The sequence below is a fragment of the Pseudomonas sp. GW821-FHT03C07 genome, assembly GCF_059420925.1.
Window position 1 is genome coordinate 241,403 of record NZ_JBWKUQ010000007.1, and the last position, 25,973, is coordinate 267,375.

General features: G+C 62.4%; 14 protein-coding genes. 2 read left to right on the plus strand and 12 right to left on the minus strand.

Annotation, left to right across the window (positions count from 1 at the left end; translation table 11 throughout):
- Positions 1 to 3 precede the first annotated feature (3 nt).
- The 7 genes from ccoO (AC07VG_RS16565) to AC07VG_RS16595 all read right to left on the minus strand — a co-directional run bounded on the left by ccoO (AC07VG_RS16565) (position 4) and on the right by AC07VG_RS16595 (position 13,867).
- The gene (gene ccoO, locus AC07VG_RS16565; RefSeq protein WP_100940578.1) at positions 4 to 612 is read right to left on the minus strand and encodes a cytochrome-c oxidase, cbb3-type subunit II; all 609 of its coding nucleotides are present in this window, start codon (positions 610 to 612) and stop codon (positions 4 to 6) included.
- Positions 612 to 2,054, minus strand: coding sequence for a cytochrome-c oxidase, cbb3-type subunit I (ccoN, locus tag AC07VG_RS16570; RefSeq protein ID WP_495001585.1), 1,443 nt, complete (start codon positions 2,052 to 2,054; stop codon positions 612 to 614). Before ccoN (AC07VG_RS16570) ends, ccoO (AC07VG_RS16565) begins: the two co-directional genes overlap by 1 nt.
- A 333-nt stretch (positions 2,055 to 2,387) precedes the next feature.
- Entirely contained in the window at positions 2,388 to 3,326 is a 939-nt protein-coding gene (gene ccoP, locus AC07VG_RS16575) for a cytochrome-c oxidase, cbb3-type subunit III (RefSeq protein WP_495001586.1), read from the minus strand.
- Entirely contained in the window at positions 3,323 to 3,520 is a 198-nt protein-coding gene (locus AC07VG_RS16580; protein WP_495001587.1) for a cbb3-type cytochrome oxidase subunit 3, read from the minus strand. The genes ccoP and AC07VG_RS16580 overlap by 4 nt, the downstream gene beginning before the upstream one ends.
- Before the next feature lie 3 nt (positions 3,521 to 3,523).
- Positions 3,524 to 4,132, minus strand: a complete 609-nt coding sequence (gene ccoO / locus AC07VG_RS16585; RefSeq protein ID WP_495001588.1) for a cytochrome-c oxidase, cbb3-type subunit II — start codon at positions 4,130 to 4,132, stop codon at positions 3,524 to 3,526.
- A gap of 10 nt (positions 4,133 to 4,142) precedes the next feature.
- Positions 4,143 to 5,567, minus strand: coding sequence for a cytochrome-c oxidase, cbb3-type subunit I (gene ccoN, locus AC07VG_RS16590; protein ID WP_495001589.1), 1,425 nt, complete (start codon positions 5,565 to 5,567; stop codon positions 4,143 to 4,145).
- A gap of 299 nt (positions 5,568 to 5,866) precedes the next feature.
- Complete coding sequence (locus AC07VG_RS16595; RefSeq protein ID WP_495021549.1) at positions 5,867 to 13,867, minus strand: Ig-like domain-containing protein; 8,001 nt, start codon at positions 13,865 to 13,867, stop codon at positions 5,867 to 5,869.
- 191 nt (positions 13,868 to 14,058) lie between these two features.
- Here AC07VG_RS16595 and AC07VG_RS16600 point away from each other — a divergent pair, with 191 nt between their 5' ends.
- Positions 14,059 to 14,739, plus strand: coding sequence for an alpha/beta family hydrolase (locus AC07VG_RS16600; protein WP_495001591.1), 681 nt, complete (start codon positions 14,059 to 14,061; stop codon positions 14,737 to 14,739).
- A 41-nt stretch (positions 14,740 to 14,780) separates the two neighbouring features.
- Here AC07VG_RS16600 and AC07VG_RS16605 read toward each other — a convergent pair whose 3' ends face one another.
- From AC07VG_RS16605 to AC07VG_RS16615, 3 genes are all read right to left on the minus strand, one after another.
- The gene (locus tag AC07VG_RS16605) at positions 14,781 to 15,500 is read right to left on the minus strand and encodes a hypothetical protein (protein ID WP_495001592.1); all 720 of its coding nucleotides are present in this window, start codon (positions 15,498 to 15,500) and stop codon (positions 14,781 to 14,783) included.
- 32 nt (positions 15,501 to 15,532) lie between these two features.
- The gene (locus AC07VG_RS16610; protein ID WP_495021550.1) at positions 15,533 to 17,335 is read right to left on the minus strand and encodes an addiction module component; all 1,803 of its coding nucleotides are present in this window, start codon (positions 17,333 to 17,335) and stop codon (positions 15,533 to 15,535) included.
- Positions 17,336 to 17,455: 120 nt separating this feature from the next.
- Entirely contained in the window at positions 17,456 to 19,246 is a 1,791-nt protein-coding gene (locus AC07VG_RS16615) for a hypothetical protein (RefSeq protein WP_495021551.1), read from the minus strand.
- 502 nt (positions 19,247 to 19,748) lie between these two features.
- On the opposite strand from AC07VG_RS16615, the gene AC07VG_RS16620 reads away from it, so the two are divergent.
- A complete protein-coding gene (locus AC07VG_RS16620) occupies positions 19,749 to 21,935 on the plus strand; it encodes an autotransporter outer membrane beta-barrel domain-containing protein (RefSeq protein WP_495001595.1) in 2,187 nt (728 codons plus the stop codon).
- 76 nt (positions 21,936 to 22,011) lie between these two features.
- Here AC07VG_RS16620 and AC07VG_RS16625 read toward each other — a convergent pair whose 3' ends face one another.
- Together AC07VG_RS16625 and AC07VG_RS16630 are read right to left on the minus strand one after the other, a co-directional pair.
- On the minus strand, positions 22,012 to 23,829 hold the full coding sequence (locus tag AC07VG_RS16625; protein ID WP_495001596.1) for a hypothetical protein: 1,818 nt from the start codon (positions 23,827 to 23,829) through the stop codon (positions 22,012 to 22,014).
- A 390-nt stretch (positions 23,830 to 24,219) separates the two neighbouring features.
- Entirely contained in the window at positions 24,220 to 25,785 is a 1,566-nt protein-coding gene (locus tag AC07VG_RS16630; RefSeq protein ID WP_495001597.1) for a methyl-accepting chemotaxis protein, read from the minus strand.
- Positions 25,786 to 25,973: the final 188 nt, after the last annotated feature.

A 25,973-nucleotide genomic window follows, 5' to 3' on the forward strand; every position in this document is an offset into this window, starting at 1 on the left:
AGATCACCGTTTGCTTTTGATGATGGTGCCCAGGCCTTGCAAGTAGGCCACCAGCGCGTCCATTTCGGTCTTGCCCTTCACGGCATCCTTGGCCCCGGCGATGTCTTCGTCGGTGTAAGGGACGCCGAGGGTGCGCAGGACTTCCATTTTCTTCGCGGTGTCCTTGCCGTCGAGCTTGTTTTCCACCAGGAACGGATAAGCCGGCATTTTCGACTCGGGCACCACGTTGCGCGGGTTGTACAGGTGCGCGCGGTGCCAGTCATCGGAGTAACGCCCGCCGACCCGGGCCAAGTCCGGCCCGGTACGCTTGGAGCCCCAGAGGAACGGGTGGTCCCAGACGCTTTCACCGGCCACCGAGTAGTGTCCGTAGCGTTCGGTCTCGGCGCGGAACGGGCGGATCATCTGCGAGTGGCAGCCGACACAACCGTTGGCGATAAAGATGTCACGACCTTCCAGTTCCAGCGCCGGACGTGGCTTCATGCCCTCGACCGGCTTGTTGGTGACGTCCTGGAAGAACAGCGGGACGATCTGGGTCAGGCCGCCAATGCTCACGGCGATGACCATGAAGAAGGCCAGCAGGCCGATATTCTTCTCGACTACTTCGTGCTTCATCAGTGAGCTCCAGCGACAGCGATCTGAGCGGCGGCTTCAGCTTCAGCCGGGTCCGAGGCGCGAACGGTACGGAACACGTTGTAGGCCATGAACAGCATGCCACTGGCGAAGAACGCACCGCCGATGGCGCGGACGATATAGCCGGGGTGGCTGGCCTGCAGCGCTTCGACGAAGGAATAGGTCAGGGTGCCGTCGTCGTTGATCGCGCGCCACATCAGGCCCTGGGTGATGCCGTTGACCCACATCGAGGCGATGTAGAGCACGGTGCCGATGGTCGCGAGCCAGAAGTGCACGTTGATCAGCCCGACGCTGTGCATCTGCGGACGGCCGAAGATTTTCGGGATCATGTGGTACAGCGAGCCGATGGAGATCATCGCCACCCAGCCCAGGGCCCCGGCATGCACGTGGCCGATGGTCCAGTCGGTGTAGTGGGACAACGAGTTGACGGTCTTGATCGCCATCATCGGCCCTTCGAAGGTCGACATGCCGTAGAACGCCAGGGACACCACCAGGAATCGCAGGATCGGGTCGGTGCGCAGCTTATGCCAGGCGCCCGAGAGGGTCATCATGCCGTTGATCATGCCGCCCCAGCTCGGGGCCAGGAGGATGATCGACATCGCCATGCCCAGGGACTGGGCCCAGTCCGGCAGGGCGGTGTAGTGCAGGTGGTGCGGGCCGGCCCAGATGTACAGGGTGATCAGCGCCCAGAAGTGCACGATGGACAGACGATAGGAGTAGATCGGCCGTTCGGCCTGTTTCGGCACGAAGTAGTACATCATCCCGAGAAAGCCGGTGGTCAGGAAGAAACCCACGGCGTTGTGGCCGTACCACCACTGGATCATCGCATCGGTTGCCCCGGCATAGGCCGAGTAGGACTTGAAGAAGCTCACCGGCAGCGAGATGTGGTTCACGATGTGGAGCATCGCCGTGACGATGATGAACGCACCGTAGAACCAGTTGCCGACATAGATGTGCTTGGTCTTGCGCTTGATGATGGTGCCGAAAAAAACCAGGGCGTAGACCACCCAGACAATCGCCAGCAGGATAGCCAGCGGCCATTCCAGTTCGGCGTATTCCTTGGTGGTGGTGTAACCCAGGGGCAGGGTGATCCCGGCGCCGACGATCACCGCCTGCCAGCCCCAGAAGTGGAAGGCCGCGAGGCCGTCGGAGATCAGTCGTACCTGGCAGGTTCGCTGCACGACATAGTAGGAGGTGGCAAACAATGCACAACCACCGAAGGCGAAGATCACCAGGTTGGTGTGCAGCGGGCGCAGGCGTCCAAAACTCGTCCACGGCAGGCCGAAATTCAACTCCGGCCAGACCAGTTGCGAGGCGATGAATACACCGAGCCCCATGCCAAGGATCCCCCAGACCACCGTCATGATGGCGAACTGGCGGACTACCTTATAGTTATAAGCAGTCGGACTGATTGCTGTGCTCATTCTAAGGTTCCACGGTTTGGGTATATTTATTAGAAGTAAAATCGGCCGCAAGTATGGATAAAATGTAGGGTCATTGCAACGCGCCATGACCTCGGTCAATACCGTGCGACGCTGATTCTGCGGCCTTTCCATGCTCGGTGTAAGGTCAAAGCGCGCCCTCGAAAAGGCCGGAATCGACCGGCGGGCGAGGGGATACGGTTTGATCGAAGTTTGCAAAGCTTAGTACCGATTCCCGGGAGTGGGTAGGCGGACTAAAGGAGAGGTGCGACACTGGGTCGCGTACAGGCAGGGAACTGCCGCATCCTGATCGATGCGGCAGGAAATATCCGGTGTTTATTGGGCTTTGCTTTCTCCTTGATTGCCGTGGGAGAGGCTGAACACATAAGCGGCGAGCAACTGCACTTTATCGTTGCCGAGCATTTCGCTCTGGGCCGGCATATGGCCCTGGCGGCCATGGCGGATAGTCTGCTGCAATTGCGCCAGGCTGCTGCCGTAGATGAGCCCGGCGGGCCGGGTCAGGTTCGGCGCGCCCATGGCCTGGGTGCCCTTGCCTTCAGGGCCGTGGCAGGCCACGCAATTGCTGCTGAAGATCTGCTGGCCGGCTTGCAGGTTGGCGTCGCTGCCTTCGGGCAACGGCAGGTGGCCCAGCTCATGATGGACATAGGCGGCGACGTTCTTCACACCGTCCTCGCCGAGGATTTCACCCCAGGCCGGCATTGCCGCGATACGCCCGCCCATGATGGTCTGCTTGATGGTGTCGGCACTGCCGCCCCAGCGCCAGGTGGTTTCCACCAGGTTCGGGAAACCATAGGCGCCCTTGGCGTCCGATCCATGGCACACCGAGCAGTTGGAGGCGAACAGGCGCCCACCCATTTTCAGCGCTTGCGGGTCCTTGGCCACTTCTTCCACGGGCATGGCCGCGAATTTGGCGAAGATCGGCCCAAACTTGGCATCGGCCTTGTCCATCTCCTTTTCCCACTCGTGAACGCCGGTCCAGCCGTTCTCGTAGCCGGGCAGGATACCTTTCCAGTTGCCCAGGCCGGGATAGAGGATCAGGTAGCCGACGGCAAACACCAGGGTCCCGGCGAACAGCATGAACCACCACTGCGGCAGCGGATTGTCGTACTCCTCGATGCCGTCGAAGCTGTGGCCCATGGTCTGGTCGACGCTGCCCTTGGTTTCACCCTTGCGCGTGCCGATCAGCAGCCAGGTCAGGCCGATCAGGCTGCCGATGGTCAGTACGCAGATATACGCACTCCAGAAGGTGGTCATGGCCGGGTGCTCCTTGTTGCAGTGGGATCTTCAGGGGGGGCGGGAAGCGGCTCGTCATCGGCGAAGGGCAGCATGCAGGCCTCGGCGAACTCGGGAGCGCGCTTGGCGTTGAACACCCAGAGGGCCAGGCCGACAAAGGCGATAAACACCACCAGGGTGCCGAGGCCACGGATCATTCCGGTACTCATTTCCATGATTCACCTCTTGCTCTTGATCGCAGTGCCGAGCACTTGCAGGTAGGCGACCAGGGCGTCCATCTCGCTCTTGCCCTTGAGGCTGGTCACGGCGCCGGCGATATCGTCGTCGGTATAGGGCACGCCAAGGGTCCGCATGGCCCGCAGCTTGGTTTCGGTCAGGCTGCTGTCCAGCGGGTTGGCCACCAGCCAGGGGTAGGCCGGCATTTTCGACTCCGGTACCACGTTGCGCGGGTTGTACAGGTGCGCGCGGTGCCAGTCTTCCGAGTAGCGGCCGCCGACTCGCGCCAGGTCCGGTCCGGTGCGCTTGGAGCCCCAGAGGAAGGGGTGGTCCCAGACGCTTTCACCGGCCACCGAGTAGTGCCCGTAGCGTTCGGTTTCGGCGCGGAACGGGCGGATCATCTGCGAGTGGCAGCCGACGCAGCCTTCGCGGATGTAGATATCGCGGCCTTCCAGTTGCAGCGCGGTGTAGGGCTTCATACCTTCCACCGGCTTGTTGGTGACGTCCTGGAAGAACAACGGGACGATCTGCGTCAGGCCGCCAATGCTCACGGCCAGCACCATCAGCAGCATCAGCAGGCCGACGTTTTTTTCAATCACTTCGTGTTTCATGACGAGCTCCTCAGGCCATCTGCGCGGCGGCGGTTACGGCGACGGGTTGCGCGCCGCGCACGGTGCGCCAGGTGTTGTAGGCCATCAGCAACATGCCGCTGAAGAAGATTGCCCCGCCGATCAGCCGGACGACGTAGCCGGGGTGGCTGGCCACCAGGGTTTCGACGAAGGAGTAGGTCAGCGTGCCGTCTTCGTTGACCGCGCGCCACATCAGGCCCTGGGCGATGCCGTTGACCCACATCGAGGCGATGTAGAGTACGGTGCCAATGGTCGCGAGCCAGAAGTGCGCGTTGATCAGGCCGATGCTGTGCATCTGCGGGCGGCCGAAGATTTTCGGGATCATGTGGTACAGCGCGCCGATGGAGATCATCGCCACCCAGCCCAGCGCCCCGGCGTGAACGTGGCCGATGGTCCAGTCGGTGTAGTGGGAGAGGGCGTTGACGGTCTTGATCGCCATCATCGGCCCTTCGAAGGTCGACATGCCGTAGAACGCCAGGGACACCACCAAAAAGCGCAGGATCGGGTCGCTGCGCAGCTTATGCCAGGCGCCGGAGAGGGTCATCATGCCGTTGATCATGCCGCCCCAGCTCGGGGCCAGGAGGATCAGCGACATCACCATGCCCAGGGACTGGGCCCAGTCCGGCAGGGCGGTGTAGTGCAGGTGGTGCGGGCCGGCCCAGATGTACAGGGTGATCAGCGCCCAGAAATGGACGATGGACAGGCGATAGGAGTACACCGGGCGCTCGGCCTGTTTCGGCACGAAGTAGTACATCATCCCGAGGAAGCCGGCGGTCAGGAAGAAGCCCACCGCGTTATGCCCATACCACCACTGGACCATGGCGTCGGTCGCGCCGGAGTAGATCGAGTAGGACTTGGTCAGGCTGACCGGCAGTTCCAGGTTGTTGACGATATGCAGGATCGCCACGGTGATGATGAAGGCGCCGAAAAACCAGTTACCGACATAGATGTGCTTGGTGGTGCGCTTCGCCAACGTGCCGAAGAACACGATGGCGTAGGCGACCCAGACGATGGTGATCAGGATATCGATCGGCCATTCCAGTTCGGCGTATTCCTTGGAACTGGTGTAGCCCAGCGGCAGGCTGATGGCCGCCAGGAGGATCACCAGTTGCCAGCCCCAGAAGGTGAACGCCGCGATCTTCGGCGCAAACAGCTGGGTCTGGCAGGTGCGTTGCACCGAGTAGTAGGAACTGGCGAACAGTGCACAGCCACCGAAGGCGAAGATCACCGCGTTGGTGTGCAACGGGCGTAGGCGGCCGAAGCTGGTCCACGGCAGGTTGAAGTTGAGTTCGGGCCAGACCAATTGGGCGGCGAGGAAAACCCCGAGCCCCATGCCGACGATGCCCCATATCACCGTCATAATGGCGAATTGGCGGACCACCTTGTAGTTGTAGGCGGTACTGATTGAAGTGTTCATGGTTCCCCATCCACGGTTCAGACCCGGCCGGCGCTCTTGCATTCGCGGGATCTGGAGTTATAGGCAGACTAAAAGCCAGGCAAGCATGGGCAAATAGCCAGCGGGTGGTATTGACGGGGGTCAATGGGGCAGGAATTGCCGGGGGCCACGGGGCCTCCGGCGGGTTGATCGGGGTTGGGCATGGGGTGTGGTGTGGGGGCGGAGCTTGCCCGCGAATAGGGCCGGGAGACCGCTAAAAGCTTCGCGGGCAAGCTCCGCTCCCACAGGGTGTGTGTTCACGCCTGAGTGAGGGCTTCGGCTCAGCTCAGGCCGAGGCCATAGGCGTTACTGAGATCGAACAGGATCGACTCCTTACCGCTGGGCAGGTGCGTCACGTAGTACTTGATTGGCGGCACCGCGGTCGCCCGGTCGGTGGACCAGGTCAGGCCGAAATCCTTCAACGTCGTCGACTCGGCTTCCCGCGGGGTCTCTGGCAGCCATTCGCGCTGGGCAGCCAAGGGCCAGCGGCTGGCGTAGAGGCGATGGATATCGGCGAGCTCGGCGCGAGTCGGCAGCCGCCGATGCCCGGCGTTGGCCTTGGCCTGCATATTCGCGAATGTGCCCAGTCCCAACCCATGGCAATGAATGACGCCGCTGACCGACAGGCTGTAGCTTTTCGTCTGTCCGCCGCTGTCGCGCACGGTGATGGTGGTACTGCCGTTGCCGCGCACCGTGACCAGGCCCGATGCGTCGACCACGGCAATCGCCGGGTTGCCCGAGGTGTAGGTATACCCGGGGGTACCGCCGCTGGCCTGGCGCCGAACCGATGTCGTCGGGCCGAAGGCCGGCAACACCGTTGGATGGCTGGGGATCAGGTAGATCTTGCCGCTGAGGGTGACGGGACGCGGGTCGAACACCAGTTCGGGACGCTCGCCGCCTGACAGGCGCAACTTGACGGTGATCGCTTCCGAACGGTCCGACAGATTGCCCGCCCGGTCCTGGATCCGGTAGGTCACCGGCCAGTCGGCATCCGCCCCGAGTGAGGCGAGGAAGGCGCGGGGAAACTCGATGACGATAGTCTTGAGCTCCATGACCCGCATCCCCGGTCCCTCGATATCGCCCCAGAAGGTGGTCACCTGGTCGCCGACCGCGAAACCGTTGTAGCTGGCGATGGTGCCCGGCAGCACATTGCCCAGCTCGGTCAGCTCCGCCGAGGTCAGGCCATCGTTGACCTGGGGTGGAAAGGCCATGGCTCCGAGCAACGGCTGGCCGGGTTTTTCGCGGTCGACCTCGATCAGGGTCGGGAACGAATCCGTCGAGGCCTGACTGATGGTGTCGTACGCCCGATACCTGAGTTCATGGCGGCCGTGGGTCAGGGCCTCGACGGGAATGTCCAGGCTCAGCGGGTCACCGGGGTTGTCGCCCGGAGCGATGAACACTGGGCTGCCGAGCAGTTCCGCGCCCCAGAGCAACTGATAGGTCTCGTCGGTGGTGGGGTTTGTCCAGACCGGGAAGGTCACCGCGACGGGCGCGTCGAGGGCGCTGGCCGGCAACAACCCCTGGCCGTCGTCCAGGGCCGCCTCGACCCGCGGTCGTTCCAGTTCCCGGGCATCCTCGGGCAGGCCCCGGGCTTTTTTGCAGTCGAGCAGCCGCGCGGGCCCGATGCCCAGGCCGCTGGCTTCATAGATCAGGCTCAGGCCGGGGGTGATCTTGATATAGGGGCGTTCCGGCTCGATCACGGTCAAGGTCATGTCGAGTACCGCATGCACCAGTCCCAACGGAGTCTTGGTGGTCGATGACCAGGTTTTCGGCTTGAGCGGCGACTGCAACGGCCAACGCTTGCCGTAGGCTGTGCGGATGCTGATCAGTTCCTCCAGCGACGGGACGCTCAGGCCTTTTTGTCGGGCCTTGCGCAGGGTTTCGTCGCTGCTGCCCTCGCCGAGGTTGTAGCACTGGACCACGCCGCTGACGCTGACCTCGTAGCTTTTGCGTTGCCCGGCGCTGTCGCTGACCCGGATGTGGGTCTTGCCATTGCCACGCACGCTGACCTTTCCGTGGTTGTCGACCACGGCAATTTGCGGGTTGTCGCTACTGTAGTGATAGCCGGGCACGCCGCCACTGGCCACGCGTTGGGTCGTCGTGCCGGGGCCGAAGGCCGGCAGTATCTGTGGGTGACAGGGGATCAGGTAGATCTTGCCGGGCAGGCTGACGGGGTGGCTGTCGAAGACCAGCTCCGGCACCCGCTGTTTGGCCCGCAGCACCAGGCGCAGTCGGGGGAAGGTCAGGGCGGTCGATTCGTCGGCGCTGCCGTCGAACGCCACCTTGAAGGTAAAGGTCAGGCCGCTCAGGTCTTTCAATTGATCAAGCTCCCCGCGCGGTACGGGGTCGTCGAAGGCGTCCGCGATCGAGGGGATTTCCCGGGCGTCCCAAATCACCAGGGTGTGAGGCCGACCGTTGGCCAGGGTGCCTTCGCCGCGCAACCAGACCCGTTGGCCGAGCTGGATATGCGGCCATTTCCTGATCTCGATGATGGCATCGCCGCTGAAGGTGTTGAGGTCGAGGATCTGATTGTCCGGCGCCTGATGCACGAAAGGCGTGGGCAGGTCCTCCTGGCCGATGGGCAGGACGTCCAGCAGCAGTTTCTCCGATGGCGCGGGGATGCCATCGCGGGTGACGGTATAGCCGATCTCCACACGTTTGCCGATATTGGCGCTGACCGCCGTGGCGGGCACGGCAAAGTCGACCTGGCCGCTGGTGCTGCCGGGCTTGGCGTCGATGATGGGGCTCCCGGCGCCGGGCGTGCCGCGCCAGTAGGCCTGGATACTGTCGCGGGGCTCCATGGCATAGCTGACCCGGATCGTCGCGCCCATCAGCGCCTGCAACGGGAACAGCAGTGTGTCATGGGCCTCCAGCACCTTGGGCGCGGGCAGATCCAGCGGGTTGGCGCTGACCGGCAACAGCAGCGCCTGGGAAACCACGGGCTCCGGGGCGATGGTCCGGACTTCATAGCGCACGACCACGGAGCCACCGGCCAGCACGCTGACCTGCTCGTCGGGGATCGTGAAGTCGATGTCCTGGTCGGTCTCGATAACGGGTTTGGCCTGTTCGTGACGGATTTCCAAGCCGGTGGCGCTGGTGCCGAGCCAGATCAGGGTCACGCTCTGGCCCGTGGCGATGAACGAGTAGGGCTCGACCCGGGCAATGACCCCGGTTTGCGTCGGGTCGAGCACGTTGCCGTTGGCTTCGGCGACGGGCACCCGGGGGGGCTTGAGCGTCAGGGCGCGGCCGCTGATCTGCAACGGCAGGCTCCTGGAGCGGCGTATCGGCTGGTTGGGCGCTTCGACATAGTAGTAGAACCGCGCCTGTCCCCGGATGATCAGGAGGAACTGCTCGTGTGGTACCTCGAAGGACACGAACCCGTCGCTGTCATGGCCGGGCATCACCGCGCTGTACGCCGGCAGTGTCGCGCCGAGGGCGGTTTCCCGTTCGACCAACAGGCGCAGGGTCTGGGCGCTGCTCATGCCTTCATAGCGCAGCACCAGGGTCTGCACGTCGGCGCCATTGAGTGCGTCCAGGTTCAGTTGCATGCCCTGGGCTCGCGGGACCACCGGCGGGCGCAGGTCCGGATCGCCGATAGCGACTTCCACCAGGGCCGGGCGTGACCAGCGCGACCAGTTGTTGACCTCATCACGTATCTCGTAACGCACGATGATTGCGTCGGAGTTGCCGGCCTCGCGGATAATATTCGGATCGATCGGCACCAGCACTTCGTCGCTCGGCGCGGCCAGGGGCGGGTGTTGCACCAGGCGCCCGTGCCAGGACACCGTGATCGTGTCGCCGGCGGCCATGTTCGTATAGCGCTTGACCACCACACTGACGCCTTCCGGGTCTTCGATCACCCCGGGCGGCAGGATCACCGGCAGTTCGAGCTTGTCGTTGACGGTGGGCGTCGCGGATTGGCTGTCCGGGTCGCCAGGTACGTCCAGCTTGATCCGTACACGGGTCTCGGCGCTTTCCGGTGTGCCGCCGGGAAAAGGCGTGAGGACGTAGCGTACCGTCAGCTCTGGCGCCGACATGATCCAGCGGGTGTCGACCCGCAGGGTCAGGTGGCTGGCACCGGGTGTGCTGTCTTGCGTATGGCTGGCGACCGGGTCGGGATGGTTGCCCCAATACAGGTCGATTCGATCCCTGGGTTTCAGCTCCAGCGGGGCGATCACCACGGGTAACGGCCGTTGCGGGTCGATCACATCGGTGGCGCCGACACCGCCGATATTGAAACTGTTGATCAGCGGCGGTACCAGCTCCCGCGTGGCGCGCGGGTGTCGCGCGGCGAGGGCCCAGGTCGGCGTCCAGCTGGCATCGATCGGCCCGGGTTCCGGCCACAGCCGACTGGTTTGCAACACGCTCAGCTTGCCGGCCCCGGCGACCACATTGACCAGGTGGAGCTGTGGCGGGGTCAGGCTTTTGGCAGCATCCGGGTCCGCTTCGAGCGGTGTGCACAACTCACGTTGTGCGCTTGAGTCCTGAGGCTCGTACTTGAGCAGGGCGCCTTCCTGGGTGGAGTAGTAGAGGCCATTGAGGAACAAGTTGTCGGCCAGCAGAGTCTTGGTGACGAAGCAGATATCCTCGACGGCAAGGAAGTCGACAGGGGGGCTGTCGTCGGTCTGGTAGCGGCTCGGGTCGAGCGGCTTGGCATAGTGAATGCTGTCGAGCGGTGTCTTGCCCAAGGTCAACTCAAGGCGCTGCTGTTCCAGCGCCTGGGTCTTCGGATCCGCCAGGGGGCGGGTGACCTTGATCGCCTGGCCATCGACGAAAGGCTCAAGGGTGACATAACCGTCGGGGGCGGAGGTGCGATAGATCGCGTTGACCAACAGCGCGCCTCGACCCTGGCCAATCTGGCCATGGGTATACAGGGCGGCATCGTCGGCGTGGGCGAACAGCGGGCTGAGGACATAGCGCTGCGCGTCGCTTGTGGCGACGTCGGTGAGTTCCCAGGTGGCACTCACCGGACCGGTCTGACGCCACACCGTACCGGCCCGCACCACACTCAATTTACCGCTCGCCGCCACGCGCCGAACGTAGTCCCGGCCGGACAGCGAGCCGTTTTCCAGTTGCTCCTGGGTGTCGCCGCCGTTGTTGTGAAAGAGGCTGCCGCGGATCACTTCGTCCTTATCGGGAACCAGCGGCACCTGGTAGTTCAACAGGGCGCCATCGGCGGTCGCCAGGTACAGATTGGTCGCGCTCCGGTGTCCGGGCACCAGCGCCGTTTCCCGCGCGGTCTTGATGGCGTGGGCCAAGTGCCTGGCGGAAATGAAATGCTGGTAGGCCCTGTCGCCGGGCAGCTTGTCCAGCCAGGCGATCGCCACATAGAGGCCATCGATGCTATAGCCGGGGAGCAGATTGAGGACCGCCATCTCCGGTGGGAGGATCAGATCGCTGTCGAAGTGCGAGCTGATATCGCTGATGGGGAGGGTCGCGACGAACACCTTCTCGGTTTTGCGGAAAATCAAACCGAAGCTGCGCTCGGTGCTCGGGCTGATGTGCCTGAGCGCATGCTGCACGGCATCCAGGGACGCCATGAACACCGGGCTGAACGCGGGGGCATAGGTGGCGAAGAGCGTCTTGTCGGTGTCGACACGCACTCCGGCGGCGGTATCGTGAATCGACAGCACTTTGCCGACGGCTGTCCAGATCTCGCGGCCACTGACCAGTACGCGCAGCTCACCGGTTTTGGTCAGGTCACGGACAAACGTCAGTATGGCGCCCTTGTCTTCGTCCTTGCCGCTCTTGAAACGCTGCTCGGTGGGATTGTCCATCAGGTTCAGCGGGTTCGCCGGCGCAGGCGACAACTGCTTGAACAGATCGACTTCGGCCGGAGAATGTCGGCTGGTGTAGCGGATCAGCGCCCCGTCCTGCCCCGAGAAATAGCGCAACGGGATCGAGTGGTCCTTGATCGCCCGATAGATATCCCAGGTCGGAAACAGGTTCAGGTAAAGCCGGCCTTCAGTCTCCGGCACGGAAAAATCCAGGCTGCCCAGGCGGGAGTTATAGGTCCCGACAAGGGTGTGATCTTCAAGAGGAAAACCATTTCGGTTGGGGAATACCAGCGTGTGGTCGAAGATTTCGGTGGCTGACACCCGTGGCGCGCTGGCGACAAACAGGCCGTCCGCGCGCTTCAGGATCACCCCGCCATAGACCTTGTCATAGCGGCGCGGGATCTGCCCGTGGGCGTGGCGCGCCGCGTCGTCGGCGCTGGCAAACAGCGGCCCGAGGACGCGCCGCGGTAGCTGATGATAGGCGTGCCAGTCACTGTTGATTCGTCCTGCCGGGCCCCACAGTTCACTGGGCTGCAACACGCTCAGTTCACCGCTATCGGCCAGTGCGTGGATGAAGTTCAGCGGGTCGAGGATGCCCTTGAGCAGACGTTCGCCGTAGCTTTGATCGGAGCCGGCGAGCAGGGATTTGTCGAAGGTGATGTCCAGCGACAGGTATTTCAACTGCGCGCCATCGCGGGTGCTCAGGTACAAGGGCAGCGTCGGCGCGCTCGGGTCCGGACGATAAGCTTCGATCTGCTTGAGCGCCGCGAGCAACTCATCGGGCAGAAAGAAGTTGCGGTACATCCAGACGTCCTTGCACGGCAAGCGTTGCGGATACAGCGCGGCACTGTAGTAGAGACCGGCCAGGCGATAGCCTGGCGGCAGTGCCGGTGAACCGTCGGCGCCGGTGGGCAAGCGGGGGGCCGTGGCAAACAGCGGCTCCCTGGCGGTCAGCGGTTCGCTGGCGACGTAGCGGTTGTGGCTGTCGCTGATGATGAAGCCGATCCGCCGGTCGCGGTATTGGCCATTGATGCGCTCGTGGGCATACCGGGCGGCGGCATCCGCGCTGTCGCACAACGGCCCGAAGGCCGGCAGCGCCGGGAGCGCGGCCGGCCTTGGCGGGTAGGGCTTCCAATCGCTGGGCACCTGGCCCGGCGGGCCCCAGTAGGTATCGCCGCGGACCACGTAGAGTGCTCCGGTCCTGGCCAGGGACTTGATGAACTCGCTCGGCAGCACCTGCTTGAGGTCGCTGAGGTCATTGCCCGGCAACAGGCGCGGGATCAGCGCATCCTCTTCGTCGGAGCCGCTGGGCACGTATTTGATGATATTGGCGTTGGTCATCAGCACATAAAACGCCCTGACCCCCTGCGACCGGGCGAGGAGGGTGGTGAGGACCTCGTCGGGGGTGATGCTTTTCAGTCGAAGGCGCGTCTCCTGGTCGGAGAGCATCGAGGGGCTGTCGAATTCCCCGCTGTTTTGCTCCTTGAGGGCCGACAGGCTGATGTTGGAGCGGTAGACGGCATAGAGCTGGTGTCCGGCGGGGAAGCTGGCAATACCGGCTTCGGTGAGCGGATACAGGCCAGCGCTGTTGAAGCGGCTGTCGTCGCCGGCGGTCGGCAGCGTGGCAACAAAGCTCGCGTCCTGGCGCTGGAAAATCAGCCCGCCGAGCTGCTTGTCGGTGCCGCCCTGGATCAGTTGTTGGGCATGCTGGGCGGCGTCGTCCGCCGAGAGGAACGCCGGACCCAGTCCTGGGAGCATGGCGTTGGCGAACGCTGCCCAGTGGATCGGGTCGACCGCCCCCAGACGGTTCCACAGGTAGCTGCTGTGCAGTACCCGCAACTGGCCGGCGGCGGCGATCGTGCGGACGAATTGGCGGGGTGGCAGTGCGCCGCTCAACAGTTGCGCGCGCGCGTGCCGGGCCCGTGCCTGCCAGTCCGCGCCTTCGGGCAGCAGCGCCTGCTCCAGTTCACTGTCCTCGCAGCGATAGGCCAGTAGCGCCCCGTCGGGGCTACCGAAGAACAACGCTGGCGGGCGTGCGCCAGGCGCCGGGGGGCGTGAGCGACGGGCGTGATGGAGCCCCGCGAACAGGTCGTAGGGGCTGAAAAAGTTTTCGTACAGCCAACTTTCCCGGGGCGGCAGTTGTTCGTGGGCGGTTTCGGCCTGGCAGTAGAGACCGGCGAGGATAAAACCTTCGGGCAACTGCGGCAGGCCGCGGGCGTCCCGGCCGAAGACGTCGTCCGGGTCGAAGGGCGCCGTGGCGCTGCCCGGCACTTGGGTCGCGGTGAATTCAGCCTTTTGCGCATGCTTGAGGATAAACGACGACTGTCGCTTCAAACCTTTGAAAGCGGCCTGGCCGTGGGCATACTTGACGGCTTCGTCGAGGCTGGCGAAGGCGCGGCTGAGCAGCGGCGCGGCCGCCATCTGGCGTACCGGCGCGACCGGACGATCCGTCGGAAGGCGACTGGCGCCGGGTTGTTCGGCGTGGGTGAGGGCGTCTTGAGGCATGGCAATACTCGTCTGAAAATGGACAGGGGAGCGTCCCGTGTCGGCGCCGCCGGCCTTGCTGTGTCTGGGCAGGCAGATAAGGTGTTTTCATTTTCAGGAAAAGCGGCGCGGCGATGCGTTACATATCTAGGTTGCCGGTGCGGGCCCATGCGGGGTTTGTGGTCGGTGCGGACAGTGAGATGAGAGGCGACATGTCGATCCAGCAAGCAACCCAGTCCCAGGTCTCCTGGGCCGTGGCTCCGGGCTATCTGTACAACCCCGCCGGGGAGGTTGGCCCGCTGGCCACGCTGATCCTCGCCCATGGTGCCGGTGCGCCGATGGACAGTGATTTCATGAACGCCATGGCCGAACGCCTGGCGGCGCGCGGCATTGCCGTGCTGCGCTTCGAGTTTCCCTACATGGCGCAACGGCGCCTGGACGGCGGCAAGCGTCCGCCGAACCCCCAGGCGCGTTTGCTGGAGTGTTGGCGCGAGGTGTACGCAGGCGTGCGGCGCCAGGTCCAGGGACCGTTGTTCATTGGCGGCAAGTCCATGGGCGGACGCATGGCCAGCCTGCTGGCCGACGACCTCGGTGCGCAGGGATTGGTATGCCTGGGGTATCCGTTCTACGCGGCGGGCAAACCGGAAAAACCACGGGTGGCGCATCTGGCGGATCTCGCCACGCCGACCCTGATCGTGCAGGGCGAACGTGATGCCCTGGGGAATCGGCAGACGGTGGTGGGTTATACGCTGTCGGCGCAGGTGCGGGTGAGCTGGCTGACGGCGGCCGATCACGATCTCAAGCCGCTGAAGGCCAGCGGTTTCAGCCATGCGCAGCATCTGGACACGGCGGCGCGGCAGATCGACGACTTTATCCGGCGTCAGGTGCTGTAAAGCGCCGGTTGCCTGGTGGATGGCAACCGGCACGGGTGACCTCAACGCACGCCGAGACTGACCACGACCTCGGTGGCGGGCGAGCGTTTCGACCAGTTGCCGACCACATCGCGGATCTCATGGCGCACCGGGAGGGCGCTGGCGTTGCCGGCGGCTTCGATGATCGCCGACGGGATCGGGATCAGCACCTCCCGGTCGACTTTCGTTGCGCTCAAGGGTGGGTGGTCGACACGTTGCTCATCCCAGCTCACGCTGATTCGATCGCCTTCGCTCATATGATCGTAGGGCGCGACGAGCACGCTGACCCCCTGCGGATCGACGATCACCCCGGGTGGCTGCACCCGTGGCGGGTGCAGGGCTTCGTTCTCATAAGGCGTCGCCGGATCGATGTCGACACCGCCCGGGGGCTCCAGTTTTACCCGGACCAGGGTGGTATCGGAATCTTCCGTCGTGCCGCCGGGAAACGGCGTGAAACGGTAGTGAACCGGCAGCGGCTCCGTGGCCGATGCAAGATTTTGGGGGGCGACGAACAGGGTAACGAAAGCATTGTCGGGCGGGGCGTCCAGGGGGTGTTCGTAGCGGACGGTCGGCTCTGCGACGTGACCCCAATACAGATCGATACGATCCCGTGGCTTGAGATTCACCGGTCCGACCAGCACGGCCAGGGGTTTTTCCGGGTTTTCGACATCGATGGCACCGACCCCGGCGGGATTGGCGCTGAGGATCTGCGGGCGCTCCAGGTTTCGTGGCTGGATGGACATGATCAGGGCTCCAGGGGGAAAGGGTCGGCAGGTCATTGGCGAACTGCCGGCGGACAGACACCGGCCACGCGCATATCGACATAGGCGGTCTGGCGTTTCGAGCGGCCGGTGCCGCTCACGCTGTCGACGCTGAACGTGGCCTCGGCGTGGCCGTAGCAGGTGGCGTCCAGCACCGTGCGCGGGACCCGCAGGTCGTAGCCGTTGCGGGTTTGTTCCTCGGTCAGGGGATCGGAGGTGTGCGGCCACTGGTTTTTTGGATTGCCGCCAATCAGTTGGTCGAAACCTTCGTAGAGGAAATGGATGACATCGCCCTGCTTGATATTCACATAGGGGGCGATATACAGCGGGGCGCCGTCCTGGCCGTTGAGCGTATTGATCGCGCCATGCTCGTTCAGCGCGGTGAACAGCGGAGCGTCCGGTCCAGCCGGCCCGCCGGGTAGTTCATCGCGGGAGCGGACGATGATGCCCTGTTCCGGCGATCTCGATGTATTCGGATTGCCGGCCTGGCTGACGCTGTAGCGCACGCGGATATCAGTGCCGGTGCCTACCGGTCGGAAACGGCTGTTGAGGACCGCTCGGTGGAGGTCGCGGGCGGCGGCGACATCCTCGGCACTGATGCGGTAGGGCGGTTCGAACATCGCTTGTCCGCCCCAGAACAGCTGGATGAGCTGGCCTTCGACGAAACCGGGATTCCAGGCAATGATGGCGCTGGCGTCCCGTTCGAAGTCGTTCTCGTCGATCAGGTTGTCCACCGCTTCGGCCGAGGCGCCGCGAATGACCGGTCGCGCCATGTCGCCGGGCACCGGCAGCCGGGCTCTGACGACGATACCCAGCGGCAACGAATAGCCGATGACATGACCGTCGCGGCTGAGGTCGTAGCTCAGGCGGATGGCGCCGTCGCCGGCCTGCTCGACGGTGGCGAGGTCCACAGGGATACGCAGGACGATCGGTTGGCCGATCGACTCCGGTTCGAAGGGGCCCAGGGCCACGTCGCCCCAACGCAGGAGGATCTGGTCGCCGTCTTCGACCAGGCCCGAAGTGGGAATCCACACCTCGACACCGGCCTGCGCCTGTTCATGGGTGATCGGCTCGACATAACCGTCGATGAGCGGCGCGGGGAGGTCGGTTACCGGTTCGTTGAGTAGCAGGAGAATGTTGCTGGTGGTCGAGTCCTGGGAGACATTCTCGGCCCGGTCGGTGACGGTGTAGAAGACTGGCCCGTTGAAATCGCCCAGCGACTCGAGAAAGGCGCGGGGGAACTCGATGAGCACTTCCTGGGGCTCCATGTCATCCTCGTCAACCTTGCCCCCGGGCCCTTCGGTATCGCCCCAGAAAGTCCTGATCCGATCGCCGATGGCGAAGCCGCTGTAGCCGTGGACGGTGCCGAGCAGGATGTCGCCCAGTTGCGTCAGTTCTTCCGAGGTAAGGCCGTCTTTGATGGCCGGGGGGAAATCCAGGGGGGCTAGAGTGGTGGGATAGCCGGGGGCGGTGGTATCGATTTCGACGGGGGAGGAGAAGGCGTCGGTGGATTCTTCGCTGAAGGTATCGGTGACGCGGTAGGCCAGTTGATACTTGCCCTCGATCAACTGGTCGAGGGGAATATAAAGTTCCAGGGTGTCGCCGGGCTGGTCCTCGGGTTTGATGAACTTGCTAGTGCCGATAGGCACTTCGTTCCAGAGCAACTGGTAAGTTTCGCTGGTCGAGGGATTGTCCCATACTTTGAAAGTGACAAGGACCGGGGTATTAAGTGCGCTGATCGGCAGCAAGCCATCTGCGAAGGCGTCGGGAATATTCGGCTGATCGAAAACAGGCGTGCTGGAAGTGGTAAGCGTCATATTGATTTCCTTGTTTGAATGCGGCCTTCAAGCGAAGGCCGCAGACACACTGAGGCACTTGATAAGTATTAACTTATAAAGGGTTTGTCGGGTTTTCAGGGCGGTGTAGTCTTTACCGTGTTAACTGCAACCGACACCGGGTCTGTTCATGCTGACCGGGGCCGAGCCCATCAACGAGTTGGCCGGTTCCTGATTATGTTCAGGACGCGGTTCGACCCGATAGGTCACTTCAGCATAACCTTTGCAAAGGCTGATCAAGTTGGCGCGCGGAATCAGAAAGCTCAAACCGGTGTCGATATTGGTCGGGTTGATGGTGTCGGTCTTTTCATAGCGGGCCTGCGGAATAGGCGTTCCATCCAGCTCAAAGCCTTCGAATGTCAGGGCAATGTCGTGGTACAGCTTGATATTGTCATACGGCCTGACCAGAACCGGCGTGCCGTCCGGACTCAGGCTCGGAATGACATGACCGGCGTCGGACAGCCGGGTGAACAGCGGCTCCCGCAGGCCGAGCTCGCCGCCGGGCTGTTCCATTTTCGAGCGCACGATCACCGCTTGGGTCGGTGCCAGTGCCGGGTTGGGGTTGGTGTCGCGGGTGACGCTGTAGCTCACCGGGATGGCGGCCCCGGTGCCTTCGGCCTTGATCACCGTGTTGAGCACTTCAATGTCGAAATCGACGCCGGCATTGAACTCTTCCAGGGTGATTTGATGCCAGTTCGGCACCTCCTGCCGGCCCCAGCGCAGGTTGATGTAGTCGTTGACCCGCAGCCCGCTGACCCAGCGGAAGATCGCCCGCGCATTGAGTTCATAGTCGTCCGGGTCGATCAGGTTGTCCTCGCGGTTGGGGTTGCCGCTGGTGCCCTGGATAGTCAGCGGCTGCAGGCGTTCCTCCGGCACCGGCAGGGTCAGGTAGACAAGCACCGGCTGGATCAGCGAGGTGCCGACCAACTCACCGTTGCGGCGCACTTCATAGTGGACATTGACCGTTGCCTCGGGGAAACGGTTGATAATGTCGAATTGCAGCACAGGAGAAAGGATCGGATCCTTATCTTCGTCGCCGTCCGGCACGGGAATCGCCGGCAGCGGGTTCGAATCGCCCCAATAGAGGGTGACCTGATCCCCGGGCAGGGCGCCCAGGTAATGCGGAATATCGACGGTGACACCGGTTTGGGCATCCTCGTAGTCGATCAACCCGCCCTGTTCCGGACTGGCCTGTTCGATGATCGGCCGCAGTAGATCGTTCGGGATCTCGGCCAGCAGCAAGCGGATCTGTCGCGCCAGGGAGCGCGGCGAGACGTTGGTGGCGCGGTCGGTGACGATATAGGTGACATCCGACAGGGCGTTGCCGACCTGGGATTCGACGTCTTCCAGGAAGGCGCGACTGAAGGAAATCGGCACTTCTTCCAACTCGATATCGTTCATCTGCACGGTGGCCGTGGGACCCGGGATATCGCCCCAGAACGTCTCGATGAAGTCACCCTGGGCCATGGTGCTGTAGCTGCTTACGATGACATCGAGGGTATTGCCCAGCGCGGTCAGTTCTGCCGAGGTCAGGCCATCATCGACTTCCTTGGGGAAGGCCATCGGACCATGGCTTGGCAGGCCGGGACGGGTGGTATCGACCTCGATCAGGGTGTCGCGCGAGGGGGTTGTCTCTTCGCTGAACTTGTCGCGGACGTGGTAGCTGAGTTTGTATTTTTTATCGGTCGGATTATCCTGGTCATTCTTTTCAACCAACAGATCGACGGGAATATCCAGGCTCAGATAGCGCTCCGGGTTATCCAGATCGTCCTGCTCGACATCAGTGGGCGTGCCAACGGCATTGTCATCCCAGAACAATTGATAGGTCTGGTCGAGACTGGCGTCGTCCCACAATTTAAAGGTGACGGGAAGTGGCGCGTTGAGTGCACTCAAGGGTAATAAACCGTCTGGAAATGCGTCCGCTACATCAGGTTTTTCCAGATTCTTGTGTTCAGCTCGGATATAACTGTTTTGCGTGAGAATAAGGCGCTTCTTGTTTGTGCACATACTTCTGTTCCTGATTGGAAGTGAATGAAGACAGGGCGACTGACCGTGTCGGATCTTTATGGGCCAGGGTCGCGTTACTTCAGGTTTTAGCGATAGGCGTTTTCCTATCTGGGGTTTACGTAATAGAGGAGTTGGAAGGGTGTCAAGCGCTATTCTTTGATTTTTTTAGAAATTGAAGTGTGCGGAAGTATTAATTTTATGTAGGAAAATGGTTTGTGTAATTTGGGAATATTCTGACTTTTTTCACGGTCATTTTTAATATTAAATCGTGGTCGAGCCTTATCAAACTATTACTTCTTTTAGTGGAGAAGAAGTAATGTTGCGCACGACTGATCGATTGACCCCGTTTTGCTTTCGATATAAAGGCCTCGGGAAAGCGGCTTGCCTCATGGGCGCTGTATTGGGTTCCCCGTTGAGCCTGGGGCAAGAGGCTTCGGACAATGAACCGCTGGGGGTGGTGGACAATCGCCGGGAAACGGTCACGGCCGAGAGCGAGGTGACTTCATGGCAGGTTATCAACAAGGGGGTACTGGAAATTGCCGAGGGCGGCGCGGCTACCAGTATCAGGGTCCAGGGATTCGGATCCCAGGTGATCGTCAACGGTGGCAAGGTCAGCGAAGGGATCGAGTTGATTGCCGCAAGGGCAACCCTTAACGGTGCGGATGTCAGCAATGCCACCGGGACGGCACTCTTGCTGAGCACCCTGACGTCGGATGGTACGAAAAACCCCTCCAGGGCAGATATCCAAGGCAGCACGCTTTCCGGGGCTGGAATAGGGATTGCGGTGGCCGCGTTGGGGCGACTCAGCCTCGATAACACCCGGGTGTTCGGCAGCGACTATGCCGGTGCGGGCGGTGTGGGTATCCGCTTGCTCGGGGCAACGCTGAACATGGCCAACGACAGCTATGTGCAGGGTGATTCAATCGGCTTGCAACTCGATGGCCGAACGGCTGCGCCGGGCGGGCCGATCATTCCCCAGCAAGCCGACATCGTGGTCGACAACTCGACGATAGCAGGTCTAAGCGGCCAGGCCATTTCGGCGGAGGAAGGCACCATTGCACGGATCACCGTGCAGAATGGTGGGAACCTGCTGGCCGGCAACGGCATTTTGCTGGATGTCACGGGGGCCAGTGACGTCGGTTTCACCGCCGATAGCAGTTTGCTGCGCGGCGACCTGGTGGCCGATGACAGCAGCACCCTGGATGTCACCCTGCAAAACGGCGCGCGACTGTTCGGCAACCTGGTCAACACCAACAGTGTGGCGATCAACAGTCGTGCGAACTGGACGCTGACCGGCGATGCCGAGGTCAAAGCGCTGTCCATGGACGGTGGCAGCGTGACCCTGGGCTCGGCCGAGCAGTTCTACACCTTGTCCTTGGGCGAGTTGTCCGGTACCGGCATGTTCAATATGCACGTCAACCTGCTGGATAACTCCGGGGACAGGCTGAATATCAATGGCCAGGCCCACGGCAATTTCCTGCTGAATGTGCAGAACACAGGGCTGGAGCCCAACGCCCCCGAGATCACGCCCTTGCATGTGGTGCATACCGAAGGCGGCGATGCCCTGTTCGAGGTGGTCGGCGGCAGCGTCGACCTGGGGGTCTACTCCTATCTGCTGGAGAAACAGGGCGACGACTGGTTTATCGTCGGCTCCGGCAAGACCATCAGCCCCTCGACCGAGGCGTCGCTGGCACTGTTCAGCGTCGGGCCGACCCTCTGGTACGGTGAACTGGCCACCTTGCGCAGCCGCATGGGCGAAATCCGCAGCAGTGGCGAGGGCGGCGGCTGGATCCGCGGCTACGGCAACCAGTACAACGTCACCGCCGAAGCGGGATTCGGCTACAAGCAGCGGCAGAAAGGCTTGTCGTTCGGGGTTGATCTACCTGTGCCGGTCAGCGATGGGCAACTGATGGTCGGGGTCATGGCCGGTCACAGCCGTTCCGACCTGAGCCTGAGTCGCGGCACTTCCGCCACGGTGGACAGCTACTCCCTCGGCGCCTATGGCACCTGGTTGCGGGACGACGGCTATTACCTCGACGGCGTGCTCAAGTTGAACCGCTTCGATAACCAGGCCGATGTCTCGATGACCAACGGCACCAAGGCCAAGGGCGACTACGACAACTTCGCCTACGGCGCTTCGCTGGAGTTCGGCAAACACATCAAGCTGCGTGACGATCTGTTTGTCGAACCTTACGCCCAGCTGTCCTCGGTGCTGGTCAAGGGGGATAACTACCAGTTGGACAACGGCCTGAGAGTGGATAACGGCCGGACCGTTTCCGTGCTCGGCAAGGCCGGCGCGACCCTGGGGCGCAATCTCGAACTGCGCGATGGTGGTTTGCTGCAGCCTTACTTGCGGGTGGCCATGGCCCATGAGTTCTCCCGTAACGACAACACGGTGAAGGTCAATGACACGGCCTTCGACAACAGCCTGTTCGGCACCCGTGGCGAGTTGGGCGTGGGGGTTTCCGCGGCGCTGTCGAAGGACCTGCAACTGCACGCTGATTTCGACTATATGAAGGGCGAACATATCGAGCAGCCTTGGGGCGTCAATGTCGGCCTGCGCTACGCCTTCTGATCCCTGTCGTCATGGATGACCGCCGCTATCGAAGCCCTCGACGATGGATCGCCGAGGGCTTGTTCATGACGGGCGCTCAACGCGCCATAACGGTCGCGCGTGACGAGATGTAGACATCGGCGGGTAATGAGGTGACCCGCCCCAGCTCGCTGATCACCTCGTAACGGGCCCGGCCACGACCATGCTCGATGGCCATCAGGCGCGCCAGCGGCACCCGCAGCCGGCAGCCGTTGCGCAGCTCGTGCTCGCTGACCAGGCGTTCGGTGCTGAAGCTCGCGGCCTCGATCTCGTTGCCCCCGGTAAGCGCGTCAAAACCGCAAAAGCGCAGGACGATGCGGTCGCCGACTTTCATGTTGCGATAGGGGCTGACCAGCAGCACCGTGCCCTCGGGATCCTTGCGCGGGTCCACTACATTCAGCACGCTGGCCCCGGTGAACACCGGCTCCATCAGGCCCGCCGAGCCGCCCGGCAACTGCATCTGAAAAATCACCGCGACCGATTGCTTGGGCGAGTAGGAGGTGTTCGGGTTGCCTTCCCGGGTCACGGTGTACTGCACGCTGATATCGACGCCGCAGCCTTGCTCGGCAATCAGGCTGTTCGGTACGTTGATCACCAGGTAGCAGGCGGCTTCGACATCCCGTGGGGTAATCGTGCGTACCAATGGCTGGCTGGACTGGCCCCAGAACAGGTTGATCCGGTCGCCGGCCTGGAACGCCCTGCGCCAGGCGATGACCGCGTCGGCCGAGAGTTGCGCATTGTCTTCATCGAGGTAGTTGTCCAGCCGCCGGCCATGCGCATTCTTGCCCTTGATCAGCGGCGCGGCCAGGGCCTCGTTGACCATGGTCTGCGGGGTCGGGTCCTGCGGGCCGGGCAACTGCAAAAAAACCTTGAGTTCCAGGTCGGCCGAGGTGAACACCTCGCCATTGCGGCGCACTTGGTAGTTCACCCGGGCCGGACCGTCGCCGTGGCGGGAAATCACCAGATAACGCGCCATGACGTTCAGCAGCAGGGGCTTGTCCAGTTCGTGGGCGGTGATGATCCGCCGGGCGGCGGCCCGTTCGCCGTTCCACAGCACGCAGATTTCGTCACCGATGGCGACATGCTGGTAGGTGGGCACCGCGATCTTCACGCCGACGCGGGCCTGGGCGTCGTGCACCTGGCCATTGTCGAGTTGCAGGGCCTGGGGCGCTTGCAGGTTGGTCGGTGCTTGCTGCAACTGCAATTTGAGCGTCACCGCTTGCGAGCGCACGGAGGTGTTGCCGGCGCGATCGCGGATGCTGTAGCTGAGGGCGAACTCGCCGTTGCCCAGGTGTTCGAGGAAACTTCGATCAACGCTGAATTGGACTTTATCGCTACCGGGTTGATCGGCTTGTACGGTATGGGTAGGGCCGGCCAGTTCGCCCCAGTAACTTTGAATAACATCGCCCCACTGCATGTCGAAGTAGCCGGGGACCGTGACAGTGAGTTGGTTGCCCAGGGCCACGAGTTCATTGTTGCTCAGGCCGTCGAGGGCGATTGTCGGGAGGATAAGGGCGGCGAGAAGAGTGCCGCCGGGTGGGCTGCGGTCAATGATAAGGGGGGTGGTTTGAGACAAGTAGGATATTTCGCCTGAACTTGTCGTGACCCGGTAACCGAGCTGATAGAGGCCTTCTACGGCCAGCGTGGCGACGGGGATGTGCGTATACAGGATATAACCGGATTGGAGAGGGGAGGTCAGTTGAATGGGGTCGCCAATCAATGCGTTGTTCCAGGTGAGTTGATAGCGGTCATCGGGCCTGGCATTCGGCCAGAGCGGCAGGGAGACCGAGACGGGCCTGGCAAGCTCGCCGACAGGCAGCAGCCCGTCCTCCGGGGCAGCTTGCTCGACACGGGGGGCGATAAGGTCCTCTTTCATGACGCGAGACTGTAGGGTGTTCACTAGATCCATCATAAGGATAGTCCTGCTATCTAATTGAGTGTTGTCAGGTAGTTTCACGGTCGGACGCTTTACCGATTATTGTGAGTGTTTGCGTCGGTACGTGTGGGTCTGGCAAATAAGGCATGAAAGTCTCAAGTGGGTAGTAACTATCTATGCGATGTCATGCCAGAGCTTTAACGAATAGTAACTGCCGGAGCTTGTCAAGAGTTTTGCAGGGTCGGGTTTGATGGTGGTGTATTGTGTCAGTGAGAGGCTTATAGGCTTTAGGAAGTTTCTTACTTTAAAAAAAGAGTTGATTAACTTTTCTTTGGATAATAAAAAACCCGATGACTATTAATCATCGGGTTTTTCAGGACGTTTTAATAATTATCGGTTAAAGCGCTCCACCAATGAATACTGCGTATTGGCCGTGCGAGTCAGCTCTTCGCTCAAGTGCGCCGAGTCGTGCGCCTGTTCCGAGGTCTGGTCGGCCAGTTGCGCGATGGTGCTGATATTGCGGCTGATCTCTTCGGCCACCGAGCTTTGCTCTTCGGTGGCGGCGGCGATCTGGGTGGTCATGTCGGTGATATTGGCCACTGCTTCGCTGATCCCCACCAGCGCCGCGTCGGCTTCCATGACCCGAGCCACGCCTTCCTGGGCCTGGCGGTGGCCGGCGTCCATGGTTTGCACGGCGTTGCCGGCGGTCTGTTGCAGCTTGGCGATCAGGGCGTGGATCTGGCCGGTGGATTCGCTGGTGCGTTGCGCCAGTTGACGCACTTCATCGGCGACCACCGCGAAACCACGACCCATTTCCCCGGCGCGGGCCGCTTCAATGGCCGCGTTCAAGGCCAGCAGGTTGGTCTGGTCGGCAATGCCCTTGATCACATCGACCACGCCGCCGATCTCGTCGCTGTCCTTGGCCAGTTGCGTGACCGTGCTGCCGGTCTCGCCGACCACCACCGACAGGCGTTCGATGGCCTCGCGGGTTTCGCCGGCGATATCGCGGCCGCGACTGGTCAGGCGATTGGCTTCCTGGGTGGCATCGGCCGTGCGCTGGACGTGGCTGGCGACTTCCTGGGTGGTGGCGGCCATCTGATTGACGGCGGTGGCCACTTGCTCGGTTTCCTGGCGCTGACGATCCAGACCGGTGGAGCTTTTCTGCGCCAGTTCGTCGGACTTCTTCGCCTGGTTGGTCAGGTGCTCGGCGGTGTCCTGCAAGCGCGTCAGGCAGGTTTTCAGGCGTGCTTCCTGGCTGAGGATGGACATTTCCAGGCGGGCCTGGGCACCACGGCTGTCGGTGTACATTTGCGCGATCAGCGGGTCGGAGGTGGTCTGTTCGGCCAGGAGCAACAGGCGCTTGAGGCCGCGCTGCTGCCAGCCCAGGCCCAACAGGCCGAGCGGTACCGAGACCGCCGCGGCGAGGGCGAAGCCCCAGTAGGAGTTGAGCCAGACACCGATCAGGAAGCTGACCTGGCTGACCAGGATGAACGGCAGCCAGTCCTGCAGCACCGGCAGCCACTTGTCGCGCTGCGGCACGGCCGACTTGCCCTGGTTGATGCGCTGGTACAGCGCCTCGGCGCGGCGGATCTGCTCGGCGCTGGGTTTGACCCGCACCGACTCGTAGCCGATCACCTGGTTGCCGTCGAAAATCGGCGTCACATAGGCGTTGACCCAGTAATGGTCACCGGTCTTGCAGCGGTTCTTGACAATGCCCATCCATGGCAGGCCTTGTTTCAGAGTGTTCCACATATGCGCAAACACCGCCGCCGGAACGTCCGGGTGCCGCACCAGGTTGTGCGGTGCGCGGATCAGTTCTTCGCGGGAAAAGCCACTGATCTCGACAAAAGCGTCGTTGCAGTAGGTGATCACGCCTTTGGCGTCGGTAGTGGAAATCAACCGTTGCTGAGCGGGGAAGGTGCGTTCGCGTTGGGTTATGGGTTGGTTATTACGCATGGTTTCTCTATCCGCAAGGCTTTGACGATATATCGGCAGGGTTGGGGAAATATTGAATATGGTTTTCAACACTGAGGGGCGGCTCGCATCTTACTGTTCGCGGACTTGACCTCAAGGTGAATGGCTTGCAGCAACAGTGGCTGGAGCCTAGCAGTGTACGAAAAGTAGCGCCTTATTTCGTTGAGTTT

Bases quoted from the DNA above. Each gene is read 5' to 3' on its own strand.
- AC07VG_RS16630 (WP_495001597.1), bottom strand. From the start codon at position 25,785: ATGCGTAATAACCAACCCATAACCCAACGCGAACGCACCTTCCCCGCT.
- AC07VG_RS16625 (WP_495001596.1), bottom strand. From the start codon at position 23,829: ATGAAAGAGGACCTTATCGCCCCCCGTGTCGAGCAAGCTGCCCCGGAG.
- AC07VG_RS16600 (WP_495001591.1), top strand. From the start codon at position 14,059: ATGTCGATCCAGCAAGCAACCCAGTCCCAGGTCTCCTGGGCCGTGGCT.
- ccoN (WP_495001585.1), bottom strand. From the start codon at position 2,054: ATGAGCACAGCAATCAGTCCGACTGCTTATAACTATAAGGTAGTCCGC.
- ccoP (WP_495001586.1), bottom strand. From the start codon at position 3,326: ATGACCACCTTCTGGAGTGCGTATATCTGCGTACTGACCATCGGCAGC.
- ccoO (WP_495001588.1), bottom strand. From the start codon at position 4,132: ATGAAACACGAAGTGATTGAAAAAAACGTCGGCCTGCTGATGCTGCTG.
- AC07VG_RS16620 (WP_495001595.1), top strand. From the start codon at position 19,749: ATGGGCGCTGTATTGGGTTCCCCGTTGAGCCTGGGGCAAGAGGCTTCG.
- AC07VG_RS16610 (WP_495021550.1), bottom strand. From the start codon at position 17,335: ATGACGCTTACCACTTCCAGCACGCCTGTTTTCGATCAGCCGAATATT.
- ccoN (WP_495001589.1), bottom strand. From the start codon at position 5,567: ATGAACACTTCAATCAGTACCGCCTACAACTACAAGGTGGTCCGCCAA.
- AC07VG_RS16595 (WP_495021549.1), bottom strand. From the start codon at position 13,867: ATGCCTCAAGACGCCCTCACCCACGCCGAACAACCCGGCGCCAGTCGC.
- AC07VG_RS16580 (WP_495001587.1), bottom strand. From the start codon at position 3,520: ATGGAAATGAGTACCGGAATGATCCGTGGCCTCGGCACCCTGGTGGTG.
- AC07VG_RS16605 (WP_495001592.1), bottom strand. From the start codon at position 15,500: ATGTCCATCCAGCCACGAAACCTGGAGCGCCCGCAGATCCTCAGCGCC.
- ccoO (WP_100940578.1), bottom strand. From the start codon at position 612: ATGAAGCACGAAGTAGTCGAGAAGAATATCGGCCTGCTGGCCTTCTTC.